At 52.3% G+C, this 13,366-nt stretch carries 13 protein-coding genes; all 13 read right to left on the minus strand.

The genetic code is table 11. The features are described 5' to 3' along the window. Positions 1 to 147 precede the first annotated feature (147 nt). On the minus strand, positions 148 to 1,164 hold the full coding sequence (gene hypE, locus H6624_06675) for a hydrogenase expression/formation protein HypE (protein MCB9084009.1): 1,017 nt from the start codon (positions 1,162 to 1,164) through the stop codon (positions 148 to 150). After that, the gene (gene hypD, locus H6624_06680) at positions 1,164 to 2,279 is read right to left on the minus strand and encodes a hydrogenase formation protein HypD (GenBank protein ID MCB9084010.1); all 1,116 of its coding nucleotides are present in this window, start codon (positions 2,277 to 2,279) and stop codon (positions 1,164 to 1,166) included. The genes hypE and hypD overlap by 1 nt, the downstream gene beginning before the upstream one ends. Then, positions 2,263 to 2,508 carry a HypC/HybG/HupF family hydrogenase formation chaperone gene (locus H6624_06685; GenBank protein ID MCB9084011.1) on the minus strand — a complete coding sequence of 82 codons (246 nt, stop codon included), beginning with the start codon at positions 2,506 to 2,508 and terminating at the stop codon, positions 2,263 to 2,265. The genes hypD and H6624_06685 overlap by 17 nt, the downstream gene beginning before the upstream one ends. Continuing rightward, positions 2,499 to 4,808: a carbamoyltransferase HypF gene (hypF, locus tag H6624_06690; GenBank protein MCB9084012.1), complete on the minus strand. Its 2,310-nt coding sequence runs from the start codon at positions 4,806 to 4,808 to the stop codon at positions 2,499 to 2,501. The genes H6624_06685 and hypF overlap by 10 nt, the downstream gene beginning before the upstream one ends. Next, on the minus strand, positions 4,805 to 5,059 hold the full coding sequence (locus H6624_06695; protein ID MCB9084013.1) for a hydrogenase maturation nickel metallochaperone HypA: 255 nt from the start codon (positions 5,057 to 5,059) through the stop codon (positions 4,805 to 4,807). Before H6624_06695 ends, hypF begins: the two co-directional genes overlap by 4 nt. A 7-nt stretch (positions 5,060 to 5,066) precedes the next feature. Continuing rightward, the gene (locus H6624_06700; protein ID MCB9084014.1) at positions 5,067 to 5,534 is read right to left on the minus strand and encodes a hydrogenase maturation protease; all 468 of its coding nucleotides are present in this window, start codon (positions 5,532 to 5,534) and stop codon (positions 5,067 to 5,069) included. Next, the gene (locus H6624_06705; protein MCB9084015.1) at positions 5,531 to 6,889 is read right to left on the minus strand and encodes a Ni/Fe hydrogenase subunit alpha; all 1,359 of its coding nucleotides are present in this window, start codon (positions 6,887 to 6,889) and stop codon (positions 5,531 to 5,533) included. The genes H6624_06700 and H6624_06705 overlap by 4 nt, the downstream gene beginning before the upstream one ends. Continuing rightward, entirely contained in the window at positions 6,861 to 7,664 is an 804-nt protein-coding gene (locus H6624_06710) for an oxidoreductase (GenBank protein ID MCB9084016.1), read from the minus strand. The genes H6624_06705 and H6624_06710 overlap by 29 nt, the downstream gene beginning before the upstream one ends. Positions 7,665 to 7,667: 3 nt before the next feature. Next, a complete protein-coding gene (locus H6624_06715) occupies positions 7,668 to 8,501 on the minus strand; it encodes an FAD/NAD(P)-binding protein (GenBank protein ID MCB9084017.1) in 834 nt (277 codons plus the stop codon). Further along, the gene (locus tag H6624_06720) at positions 8,488 to 8,961 is read right to left on the minus strand and encodes a cyclic nucleotide-binding domain-containing protein (protein MCB9084018.1); all 474 of its coding nucleotides are present in this window, start codon (positions 8,959 to 8,961) and stop codon (positions 8,488 to 8,490) included. Before H6624_06720 ends, H6624_06715 begins: the two co-directional genes overlap by 14 nt. Further along, positions 8,958 to 10,085: a 4Fe-4S dicluster domain-containing protein gene (locus H6624_06725; GenBank protein MCB9084019.1), complete on the minus strand. Its 1,128-nt coding sequence runs from the start codon at positions 10,083 to 10,085 to the stop codon at positions 8,958 to 8,960. The genes H6624_06720 and H6624_06725 overlap by 4 nt, the downstream gene beginning before the upstream one ends. Next, entirely contained in the window at positions 10,082 to 12,250 is a 2,169-nt protein-coding gene (locus tag H6624_06730) for an acetyl-CoA hydrolase (GenBank protein ID MCB9084020.1), read from the minus strand. The genes H6624_06725 and H6624_06730 overlap by 4 nt, the downstream gene beginning before the upstream one ends. A 114-nt stretch (positions 12,251 to 12,364) precedes the next feature. Continuing rightward, on the minus strand, positions 12,365 to 13,285 hold the full coding sequence (locus tag H6624_06735; GenBank protein ID MCB9084021.1) for a hypothetical protein: 921 nt from the start codon (positions 13,283 to 13,285) through the stop codon (positions 12,365 to 12,367). Positions 13,286 to 13,366 lie beyond the last annotated feature (81 nt).

The following is a 13,366-nucleotide window of genomic DNA, read 5'->3' on the forward strand; positions in this document are numbered from 1 at the left end:
AACGGACTTAGCTTCCAGCCTTTGAGGTTGGTCAAAAGGGATTAGATGCAAGGCGGAGGTTCCTTTTCGAATGAAGGCGTACTTGAAGGGTACGTTGGAATGAGAAAAGGGACCTCCAACGCCGCAGATGATCCCTTTTCACCAACCTCAACAAATGCGAGGGAGGGATTCATAAAGGAGGGAACTAACTCTCCTCTCCCCCCCCCACTGCCCCCTCATCCTCACCTCAGGTCCCACCTCTGCATGAGTGGCCACCACTTCACCGATGGTGGCGGCCATTTGGTGACCAGGCAGACAATGAAGAAGCTCAAGGACTTTCTTTTCTTGTTGAGGAGCAACAGCGATCAACATGGTTCCCTCGCACGCCAAGTATATCGGCTCAATGCCGAGGACTTCACAAGCGCCCTGGGTGGGGTCTAAAAGCGGCAATTGACCTTCTTCAATTACAAAAGAGTGGCCCGAAGAATGGGCTAACTCATGCAGAGCCGTGGCCAGTCCACCGCGGGTGAGGTCGCGTAGACAAAGAAGATCCACATTGATTTCTTGTAAAGCTTTGACGATTGGCCAAAGGGGGGCACAGTCAGAAACCAGATCCGATGAGAACTCCATTCCTTCCCTGGACATCATAATGACCAGGCCGTGGCGAGCCAGATCGCCACTGACAATGATTTTGTTTCCCGGCCTAATTCGATCTGGACCGGGAGTGACAGGGGTCATGAGTTGACCAATGCCGGTGGTGTTGATGAAAAGCCCATCACCTTTGCCCTTTTCCACCACTTTGATATCTCCTGCGGCAATTTTGAGTCCCAAAGATCGAGCGGTTTCCCCCATGCTGGTAAGGATCTTTTGAAAATCTTCAATCGGAAATCCTTCTTCAAGAATAAAACCCACCGTTAGGTAAAGAGGTTGGGCTCCGCTCATGGCCAAATCATTGGTGGTTCCGCAAATGGCCAAGTGGCCAATATTGCCGCCGGGAAAAAACAAGGGGTTGACTACGTAAGAGTCAGTGCTAATGGCCAAAGCCTCTGGCGCCCAGGAAAGGACCTGACTGTCACGATCCGAAGACATGACCACTTCCTGCCAAGCAGGAAAGACCACCTGATGTAAAAGGTCCTGTTGGAGTTTTCCGCCATTGCCGTGAGCGAGAAGAATTCGCTTTTCCATTAAACTCTCTTTTCTGGGTGAGAAGAACTCTGGTTGTCCACGCGATACTTGAAGTAGGCGGCGCAAGCCCCTTCGGATGAGACCATGGGAGCACCCATGGGATGGTCGGGGCGACAGTCCTTGCCAAAGTGGGAGCAGTCTTGGGGTCGTTTGATCCCCATCATAATGTCACCGGCCAGACAAGAAGTGCTCTCTTGCTGATGAACGCGAATTCCAAATTTAGCCCACGCATCATACTGAGAGTACTCGGATCTTAGACCCAAACCACTGCCCTCATATTCACCAAGTCCTCGCCAACTTTGGCGGATCGAATGAAAAACTTTTTCGATGGCTTGGCGGGCGACAAGGTTACCTGAATCCACCACACTTCGAGTGTACTGATTTTGCAACTTGGCTGTTTCACTTTCTAACTGCTCTACGACCATGCGAATCCCCTGCATGAGATCCAAAGGCTCAAATCCAGTGATAACAATGGGAACGTGAAACTCGTCAACAATGGGGCGATACTCTTCAGCACCCATAATGGTGCATACGTGGCCTGCGGCTAAAAAACCATCGACCTGGGTTTTGGGATTGCTCAAGATCAATCGCAAAGCGGGAGGCACGAGGTAATGAGAAACTAACAGAGAGAAGTTTTTGATTCCCAGGGTTTCAGCCTGAAGCACGGCAAGAGCATGGGCGGGAGCCGTGGTTTCAAATCCCACGGCCAAAAACACCACTTCGCGAGTGGGATTTTGTTTGGCGATGGATAAGCAGTCGAGTGGGCTGTAGACCACTCTCACATCACCACCCCGGGCCCGGCAGTCGAAAAGATTACCACGACTTCCAGGAACTTTCAGCATGTCGCCAAAGGAGCATAAGATTGCCTTCTTGTTCTCCGCCAAATCAATGGCACTGTCCAAAACCTCTACTGGGGTCACACAGACAGGGCAACCTGGGCCGTGAACAAGTTTGATTTTTTCCGGCAGAAGATCCATCAGACCGTAGCGCAAAAGAGCGTGAGTTTGCCCGCCGCACACCTCCATGATCCTCCATGTCTGGTGGGTGATCTCATGAATGTGCCGCGCTTCTTTCTCCACTAATTCCCGGTCGCGAAACTCAGTCGTGTATTTCACCTTCATCCCCTTCCAGCTCTCGATAGGCGGCCAAAACTCTTTCAGCTTCGGCTTCATTTAGTACAGAAATGGCCACCCCTACATGGACCACCACATGATCTCCCACCTGGGCTTCGGGTACATAGGTCAAAGCCACATCCTTAACTATTCCGGAAAAACTGACTTTACCTTTACGCAACAGGCCTTCGCCCTCAATAGACTCGACTCTTCCGGGCACACCTAAACACATGCTTCGTTCCTTTGTTGAAACATCCACCACGCCATTTGCCCCAAGGCCAGACCACCGTCTCCCGGTGGATTGAGCTCAGGCCACTTGAGTTCGATTCCTAATTCAGAAAATCTCTTGGCCACCAGGGAAACAAGGAGTGAGTTCTGCATACAGCCTCCGCCGAGGAGAACCCTTTCAGGACAAGGTGACTGCAGCTTGAACCCAGCGACAATCATGTCGGCCAAGGACTGATGAAAGCGGCGAGCCAAACCCCCGGCCGTTGACCCCAGCTTTAGATCTTCCATCATTGCCAATACCACGGGCCGCCAATCGGCCCACCACATACCATCTTCGAACACCCACTCCCAGCTGTAGGTTTCCTCCACTGGACTTAGCTCAGCCAGAGCCTGAAGTTTCATGGCTGCCTGGCCCTCAAAACTCAAATTGCCCGAGTAGATTCCCAATAAACTGGCCACACCATCAAATAATCGCCCCATACTGGTGGTTTGATGACGGTGACTTCTCGGGAACTGACGAAAGAAATTCTGCACGTCTTGAGAAAGACCAAGGGTCTGCAACAGCTCCTGGTGTTGGGTTTCATCCCAAAGCTCGGGACCCAATGCCGAATCAAGTAAAGACAGACAGCTCCGCCTGGTGTCTCGGATGGCTTTGTCCCCGCCATAGAGATCAAAAGGTCTAATCGCTCCCCAGCGACTCAGCTCTCCTGCTGGAGACCCAACAAAAAACTCCCCGCCCCATATCGTTTTGTCGTCACCAAAGCCGAGACCATCCCAAATGACCACAAAATCTCGCTGAGGTCCGCCATGTTCGGCCCACAGGGCCCAGGCGTGGGCGCGATGATGCTGAAGGCCAGTCACATTCACAGTCTCTTGCTCCTTTGCCCACTGGTGAGAATGATAGTGAGGGTGGGAGTCCACCAACACCTCGGTGAACTTCTGACCGAAGAACTTCTGCCAAGAGTTGACCTCACTCACCATTTGGCGAAAGGCTTCGGACTCCTCCAGATCCCCCACATGGGGTGCAAGCAAATAGCCGTCTTCCCGACACAAACCCATGGCGTGTTTGAGATCTCCACCCAGGGCCAGGGCCTCAGTGAACTCCTTGCCGCCTTCAGCTGTTGCTGGCCAAAGCTGAGGGGCTAAGCCCCTCCCACGGCGGATCAACATGGGTTTATCCTCCACCACCTGAAGAACGGAATCCTCCACCGGCCGCAAAATGGGCCGGTTGTGAACCAAAAATAAATCCGCCACCTTCGCCAGTTTTTCTAGCGCCTGGTGCTCGTCGATACAAATAGGTTCTTCGGAAAGGTTGCCACTGGTGCAAACCAAAGGGCCGCCAAAGTCTCGAAGCAATAAATGATGCAGGGGCGTGTAAGGGAGAAGAACACCCAGGGTGTTTTGTTCTGGTCCCACCTGCCAAAATGACTTGCCGTCTGTTTTCTTAAGAATCACAATCGGGCGATAAGGGCCTTCGAGCCAATCACTCTCTTTAGGGCCAACTTCAGCCACCTGTTGGACCTGAGCGAGGTTGGCAAACATCACAGCAAAGGGTTTATCCCCTCGACCTTTGCGCTCTCGCAATTTGCTAACCGCTACCTTATTCTCGGCATCCACCATCAGGTGAAAGCCACCTAAACCTTTGACGGCAATAATTTTCCCCTGGCGGAGGGCCGTCACAGTTTGCCCGAGAGCCTCATCACCTGAAGTCAAAACCTGAGCATCAGCGGCCCACAGCTGCAGCTGGGGACCACATTGGGGACAGGCAATGGGCTGAGCATGAAAGCGACGATCTGCCGGGTTTTCGTATTCCCTTTGGCAGGACTCACACATAGAAAAACCAGCCATGGAGGTTTGAGCCCGGTCATAGGGCAGATTCTTAGTGATCGAGTATCTGGGCCCACAATAGGTGCAATTAGTAAAGGGATAGCGGTATCGGCGCTCGCGTGAATCAAAAATCTCCACTTCACACTTGGAACAAGTCGCCAAATCAGCAAGAAGATGACTGGTCAGCACCTCTCCGACTGCGGACGGAGCAATAACAAATTCTTTGAGATTTTCGTCTACACTTCGCTCAGATGTTTTGCTGGAGCGAAACTCAACCAAGGGCGGTTTGCGCAAATCCAGGAGGCGACTAAACTCCTCAATGACAGAATCCTCACCCTGAATATCAATGGTGAGGCCGCCGCTGGTGTTCATCACCGAACCCTGTAAACCCAACTCCGTCGCCAGGTTGTAGACATAGGGGCGAACACCCAGTCCTTGCACTGAACCCGAGATGTCAAGTTGGCGCCTGATCTTCATCCATCCGTCTCCAACTCAACACTTTCAAGCAAAATGTGCCCGGCCTGAGGATGGGAGAATTCTCCACACTCCTCAATTTCCAATTCAGACCCCTCGGCGATGGTTCCTTTGGTTTCAATCTCAAAGTGTTCGCGGAAATGGCTGGCGGAAATATTGGCCAAAGCACCGATGCGCACCTTCACCCGCGCCACCTGTCCACCACCATTGGCCTGGGAGACCTGTTCCATCTTTTCCACCAAAGAACGAATCATTCCTGACTCATGCACCTAATGCCTCCTCAATGATCTTACCGATCAATTCCCGAACTTCAGATATGCGCGACAGCACTTCTTCTCCAGGATCTTCACCGACCACAAAGCGACGACCGGGAATGCCGATCAGATGAAGACTCTCAGGAAGCCTTTCCAAATTGCGCCCCAACTCGATTGTTTCACCCAGACCAATCATATGGGAGGAAAAGCCGCCGGTGACAAAAGGAGCTTCACCCTCACCCTTGCCAAACTGCCAGTGGCGAAGATTGTTTGTGTTCGCCTCATCCGCATAAGCATCGACGATCACCACCAGTGATCGCTCCTGCCAAACATCCAAAAGCTCCAAGGGATCACCTGAAACCAGCAGGGTGTCAAACTCACCTGCGATTTCTTGACTGATCCCCCTCACAATCAGCGGACCAATGCTGTCGTCACCTCTTAAGGGCTGTCCCACTCCGACAATTAATGGTTTCATTCCTCAACCTGCTCTTTCTTGATTTTCAAAAAATGCGTGGCACAGGAAATACAGGGGTCGTAGTTGCGAATGGCCTGTTCACAGCGGTGGCGCATTTTTTCATCGCTCCATTTTGGGTTGGCCATGACCAACTCCCTCAGATCCTCTTCAATGGTACGCTGGTTCTGGCTGGTGGGAGGAATAATCTGCGCCGTGCGAATGGTGCCGTCAACATTGAGCTCATAGCGATGATAAAGAAGGCCACGCGGAGCCTCAGTGGCCCAGGAACCACGACAAGATTTATCCACCACCACAGGAACCGATGGTGCGAGCGACCCGGAGAGAGACTCCAAAACACGCACGGCTTCATCAAAGGCATAGAGAACTTCCACTGCGCGCACTAAAAGACTTCTGAAGGGATTCAAGCAAATGGGCGCCAATCCCACATCACGAGCCCCCTCTTGAGCCACGGAACTCAAACGATCATAATTGAGATTGAACCGAGCCATAGGACCGACCAAATAACTGCCTCTTCCTTTTCTTCTGCTCATCAGAGCGTGGCTGTATGCAATGTGCTCCTCTTCAAAATGATCCTCATACTCCTGCATGGCAATATTAAGATCTGTCGTAGAAGCAATGCGGCCCTCATTCATGGGGTAATCGCTGTCGTGAAGGAGACTGACAAATTCCACCTGGCGTTCGAAATCGGGGTATTCCAGGCGCGAGGCAAATTTGAGTGTCTCCCAAGCCTCTTCCCGGCCCTTCTTGAGTTCTTCTTTCAGTTGTGCAAATTCCTCTGCCGACGGCAGGTGATAAAAACCACCGATTTTGACATTGATGGGGTGAATCTCCCTCCCCCCCAACACGCGGACAATTTGATTGCCCCGTTTTTTTTGCCTGAGCCCTCTCTCCACTTCCTTTTTGTGGGTTTTGGCCATGGTCATCACGTCAGGAACACCGAGAAAGTCCGGGGCGTGAAGCATATAAATATGCAAGACATGACTTTCAATCCATTCCCCACAATAGAGAAGTCGCCGCAAAAGACGAATGTGTTCCGGGATTTGAACTCCCAGAGCGTTCTCCATGGCGTGGACGGCACTCATTTGGTAGGCCACAGGGCAGATTCCGCAGATGCGGGCGGTGATATCGGGCGCTTCGCTGAAGTCTCGCCCCTGCATAAAGGCTTCAAAAAATCTCGGAGGCTCAAAGATTTTGAGTCTTACCTCTTCCACCTGGTCTTTTTTGTATTTGAGATAAAGCGCACCTTCGCCTTCCACACGGGCTAGATAATCGACCTTAATCACCTTGGTGGCGGCCTGCCGGCGATCGGGTGATTTCTTTTTTGGCTTAGTTTTTTTTGAGGTTTTCTTCTTCATGCCTTTGACCTTCCTCATGAAACTCAGGGGCCCCGGTTTGATAGTTACGCAAAAGATGCAACCACTCGCGATCATCGGCCTGGCGATGTTGCCGAACAAACTCGGTCAGCGCCGAAGGCTGACTCAACTCCTTGGGACCATAACAACCAAAACAACCGCGGTTGTAACTGGGGCACAGTGCCTGACAACCAGCCTGGGTGATGGGCCCCAGACAGGCACGTCCCTGACTGACGGGCAAACAAACTGTTCCTCTTAGCTTACACTCCACGCACACAGCATAGTTGGGAATGGTCGGTTTTTTGCCGTGAAGCAAGGACACCAGCACTTCAATCAATTGCTCTTTGGAAATTGGGCAACCCTGGAGTTCAAAATCCACCGACACGTGTTGAGAAATGGCCGTCGAAGTGGACAAGGTTTCGATATGCTCAGGCGATGCATAGACCAGACTCTTATAGGCCTCAATGTCAGCATAATTGCGCAGAGCCTGAATGCCCCCACTGGTGGCGCAGGCACCGATGGCCACCAAAAGACCTGACTCTTTACGGATGTCCTTGATCTGCTCCAGTTGTTCTGGGGTGGAAATGGAGCCCTCAACCAAAGACAGATCATAGGGACCCGGCTGGGCATGGCTGGTGGCTTCCATAAAGTAGGCCACCTCCACCGCCTGGGTGATAGCGAGGAGCTCATCTTCACAATCAAGTAAACTGAGTTGGCAACCATCGCAGGAAGTGAGCTTCCAAACCCCAAGTCGCAGCTTTTTCTTTGACCTCTTCATTTCTCACACTCCTTTGCGTGTGAGCCACACGTCCAATTGATCCAAAGAATACACCGGCCCGTCTTTGCAGATAAAGGTAGGACCGTACTGGCAGTGCCCGCAAAAGCCCACCGCACACTTCATGTTGCGCTCCATGGAGAGCCAAATGTGCTGAGGTTCCACCCCACGGGCTTCCAACTCCACGGCCACAAAACGCATCATGATCTCAGGACCACAGATAAGAGCATGTGCATAGTCGCCATCGACCACCACCCGCTCCAACAAGGGCGTGACGACACCCACATGGCCTTTCCACTCACGATCACCCCGGTCCACAGTGATCTCAACGTGAATATCTTTGCGTTTGATCCAACGATTGAGTTCACTACGAAACAAAATCTGACTTGGCTCCCGCGTTCCGTAGAGCAAATAGATCTGACCGTACTTCTTACGGTGAGTGAGAGCATGAACAATAGCCGGACGCAATGGGGCCAGGCCCAAACCACCAGCCACAAAGACCAAATCCTTTCCTTCAAGCTTTTCCATAGGCCAGCCGCGGCCGTAGGGACCCCGCAAGCCCAACTGATCACCTTTTTTGAGATTGACCAGGGCTTCAGTGGCCAGTCCCACATTGCGAATGGTGTGGATGACTTGATTCTTACGGCCCGTTCCCCCACTCACTGAAATGGGGACCTCCCCATTGCCAAAGGCACCCATCATGTTGAACTGGCCGGGAGCGAAAGGGCATTCTCCACCTCTCCGCTCCAATGTCAGCGTCCAAATGTCCTCGGTGTCCCGACGCTTGCTCACCACCGTCCAGACCTGGGGCACGAGGCAAGACGAATCAACACTTGCCATTTTTTTTCCCGTAGACATCGAGGACCTGGAGGCGGGTCGCCCGCAAACGTGACACCATGATCTCGGCAAAGCGTTTCATGAGTTGATAACCCAAGCGGGGATCCTGTTCGCACCGGTCGCGCAAGGCCTTGCCGTGTAAAGCCAAGACCTTCACCGGCTCAGCCGCCCGGGCGTCGAAGTTCCAACGATAGGGAGGGAAAATCCACGACCAGCCAAAGATTTCCCCGGGGCCGATGGTTTGGATACTCCCCTGTCCGTGACCCCCATCGATCAAAACTTCTACTTTGCCCTCCAGCAGGAGAAAAAAGGCGTCTGCCTCTTCTCCCTCTTCAGCCAAATACTGTCCTTTACGGATGGCTTTTACTTCTGCCTGCTCAACCAGGGCGCGAAGCTGCTCTTCTTCCATGCCCTTGAAAAACCGATGTTGGGCCAAAATCTGGTACATATCGACCTGGTTCATTTCTCCTCCTCAGAATTTTGCCGTAAGATCTGAACCTCTTCACGCAGATCAATCCCCACCGGACACCAGACAATGCATCTACCGCAACCTGTGCAGCCGACCTCACCAAACTGATCTTGCCAGGAACTCAACTTGTGCGTGAGCCATTGACGATAGCGCGACTTCACATCAGGTCGGACGCCCCCACCATGAAGATAAGCGTGGTCTCCCGTGAAGCAACTGTCCCACTGGCGAAATCGTTCCACTCGGTCGCCCTCAAGACTCACCTCTTCGACGGAGTTGGAACAAAAACAGGTGGGGCAAACCAGAGTACAATTGGCACAGGCCAAACACTTCTGGCCCAAAACCTCCCACTGGGGGTGGTTCCACTCTTTCACCAGACCCTCTTTTAGACCTTTGGTCGCAATTTGAGAATGGGACTCAATTCTCTGCCGATTGGCTGTTACCAGCTCTTCACCTTGTTTTATATCTTTATCAGTGGCCAAGTCCAGATTCCACTTTTCAAGTAGTCGAGAGCCAGCTTTGCCTCCCGCTCGAACCAAAAAATAATGGTGGGCATCTCCGACAATCTCGGTCAGCCTAAGATCCGTCCCCTCTCCAACTGAAGGCCCCGAATCAAAACTGGTGCAAAAACAGGTGGTAGCACTGGTGACACAGTCCACACCAATGACCAAGAGCTGAGACCGGCGAGATTGGTAGTGCTGATCTTGATAGGTGCCCTCGACAAAAACCTGATCTTGAATCTGAATGGCTTTCCACTCGCAACCGCGAACGCCCAAGAAGGCTAGTTTCTGGGCTGGAGATTCAGTGGGATGGACTTTCCATTTGTTATTCTTTTTGTTGGCCTGAAATAAACTCTCCCGAGGTTTTTGCAAAAATCGACGAAAGCCTCCTGGGCCGACGGTAAAACCAAAATGGGCCTGGTCCGTTCTTTTCTTGAGTCGATAGCGACCCGGCGATTGCTCTTCTGTCCAGCCGATGGGTAAATCCTCACGGGACCGCAATTCGCCATAGCCAATGGCCTGGGATTCAAGGCGAGGTCCGATGATCTGATAGCGGCCTCGATGGAGGAGTTGAAACAAGCGGTCTAAGTCCTCTAAGGAGGCTCTCCTGACCTCGCTCAACCTCGACTCCCGGCCATGGCGCCCAAAAGCAGACGCTGATAGATGCGCTCCTTCATATTTTTTGGATGCTCAAGGCCCATGCGCCTGAGAGGAATAATATAATGTTCTTCCTGGGCGCTTTCTCCCATGCCCTTCAGCAAAACTTTGGCCAGCTCTTTTTTGTCATGAAGCTTTTTCTTAAGTACTTTCAAGGCCCGACCGACAATGATCTCCTGTTCGGTCAGATCGGTACCAAAGGGAAAAGCCGGGAATAACCCCTGATGGCGGAAGTGATTGAGCACAGATTTGTACTTTTCAGGGAGATTCTGGCGAAAGACCTCCGGGATTTGATAATCTGCGGAGAGCTTACCGGCCCGTACGGCCTCTTGCCTGAGGCTCTCTTGAAAACGTGAATCGGCAATATTGAGCAGGGCCGCGATCACTTCCGAATCAGTTTTGCCTCTGAGGTCGGCTATCCCGTATTCAGTGACCACAAAGTCCCGCAAGTGGCGGGGTATCGTCACGTGACCATACTTAAAGACAATATTGGAAGCCAAGCTTGAGCCCCCACCACGAGTGCTGCGTAAATTCATCACGCTGCGCCCATCGGGGAGAGCATGGGCCATGGAGACAAAATTGTACTGTCCCCCCACCCCACTCACCACCCGGCCGTCTTCCAGGGCATCGGACACCGCATGACCTAAGAGAGTGACCTTCAGACAAGTGTTAATGAAGCGAGCATCTTTGCGATGGAGCCGGTCCAAGTCCTCATGACCGTAAAGTTGATTGATCCTTCTCACCGAGCGCATCTGTATAGATCGCCTTTCGGCCTCGGTGAGTTTGTGTAAGCCCTCGTAAAAATCCCGGGGACCGAGAAAGAATCCGCCGTGAATGACAGCCCCATGTTGAAGGCTTGTGCCCAGACAATTCTTGAGAACCCAATCCCGGGATGTGGGATCTTCCAGGTCTGGCTTTTGCCTTTGTCCATTGGGAAGGACCAGTTGATCATCGTCCCAATCCACACGCTCATTTAACACACCCCAGTGGCGCAAGTACTTAAAGTCTGCGTAGGTGAGTTTGGCCTGGATCGCCCTCCTGGCCAAAAGCTGAAGCAAAGTATTTTCATTCACCTCTTCGGTGATTTTCTTTTCATTCAGCAGTCTTTGCAGATGAAGATCATCGTAAACCCGACGTTTGATTACGCCGGCCTTAAACAGATGATAAAAACCATCGACCACCATTTCACTGGCACCAAAGAGCCCCTCGCTAAAGGGTTCCGCACCGCCGACCCGGTCAATAAGGTCACCAAAGCGGTCAAAGGCACCCAGATCACGCAATAACTCACAGTACTGGTGATTGCGCTGGTGGCGCAAAAGCAAGGAGTACACCACAGCATCACCGAGGGCGCCAATACCCACTTGGAGTTCCCCGCCATCTCTCACCAAAGAGCTGCAGTAGGCACCGACAATAAACTCGGCTTCGGGCACAGAGGTTTTTGGCGGGGCGAACATGGGGTAATCCAACTCCGAATTTTCCACCACAAAATGAAAATCATCGGCCCCTTTAAGCGCATCCCCATACATAAAGGGCATGTGGCTATTCACCTGGGCCGCAAAGGCCACTGGCTCACCTGAAGCCTTCATCTGCGCCATGAGATCAGGAGCCACATCCGGGTTACTGCCTAAACTGAGAGACACCTGACCGGCCTCATCCCGACGGAGAGCCACCATCTGACAAAGCACATTGACCTTGCGGTCCAAAAGATCCCGAGCCACATGGGTGTAATTGGCGCTAATATAATCCTGTTGAGCCACCGGATTCTGCATGAACTTGCCGGCGGGAAAATAAAACTCAATCACCCGCACGTTTTTGGGGAGCTTGCCATCCACCCGATCCACTTCGTAGTCCAAGTCCGGATAGTCCTTAAACAACCGGGCCGCCATGGGCTCGACAAACCTTTTTTCCAAATCCGATCGGCCCTTGGGCTTTTCCAGGGACAAAGCGGTGTAAAGGGTGAGTTGTATTTGGGGATCGGCCTTGGCCCTTTGGTATAAGGCATTGAGCAATTGGTTGGGCTTTCCGGCTGCCAAGGGGGTGGCGACCCGGAGATCATTACCCACTTGGGCCAAAATGCGATCGACACAGTCTTCAGGGCTGGTGAGAAATTCGGCTTTTGTGTTTTTCATAGGGCCTTGAGTCTATGCCCATAAGGCCCTTCAGGTCAGGTTTTTATTTGTTCAAGAGCCCATCATGCGCTGCTTTCAAAGTGCCAAGAGACAAATTGCCTCGGGCAAAAAAGATCACCGTTGGTGGAAAAAAAGGTGGCCACTATTCACCACTTCTTCTGGAGGATGGGGGCCAAAAATGTGTATAGGTCCCAGCACGTCTTCTAGGCGGCGCACCGAGCCCACAATCTTGACCACTCCCCGCACATGACGGATCTCATCCACGTGACCATTGTGGACACTGACATAGCCGCCCACTCGCTCAATCCGGCCCACATCCATGTCTTTCAGACGGATATTGCCCGCCACTCGTTCAATCAGATCCACATGACCCTTTTGGCCTTGGTGATCCCAACCACGGATTTTAACTGCAGTCAGAGCATTGGACAGCGAACCTAAAGAATGAGTGCTCAGACAAAGAGCGCCAAATAGATCGCGCACTTCACCCATGGTCACGGCATTGGCCCTCATGTGGGTCAACATATGGTCGGCCGAGGGAATGTCAAAGCTGTTGATGCGAACAATTCCAAAGATGTTCCTCAGCGTGGTTTCGTTGGCGGCCCCCACAACTAGGGCGCCAAAGAGGCGCTCCACACTCAGGCGATTGACTTCGTCAATAACCAGGCGACCCAAATGACCATTCACATTCATGTCCTGGGCCTGGCTGGAAACCTGCCACTCCTCACGGGGAGAGCCAAAGATCCTACAGTTGGCGCGCAACCAGCGACCGCCCTCTGAACCATCTCCGTCATCGTCGTCTCCACCGCCGCCACCGTTCTCAATTGGAGGAGGCTGGGAACCTTCGCTTCCTGCAGGAGGGGCTGGGACTTCCAACTCCTCATCTGGATGGTCCACATCACCAATTTTTTTGACCATGTTCTCCTGGGTGGATTGAAACCCGACTTCGGAGCAGTTTTGATAGCTAAAAAATAAGAGTGAGAAAACCCCGGTAAAGAGAAGGACTTTCCATGTCACATTTTGAAACACTTGGTTCATCACACAACCCCCGTTGACGCAGGTCTAATTTGCAACTGGTATTCCAATTTCAGATGCACCAAAGCGGGGCTTACAGGCCTC

This window comes from Pseudobdellovibrionaceae bacterium (assembly GCA_020635075.1).
GTDB lineage: Bacteria > Bdellovibrionota > Bdellovibrionia > Bdellovibrionales > UBA1609 > JADZEO01.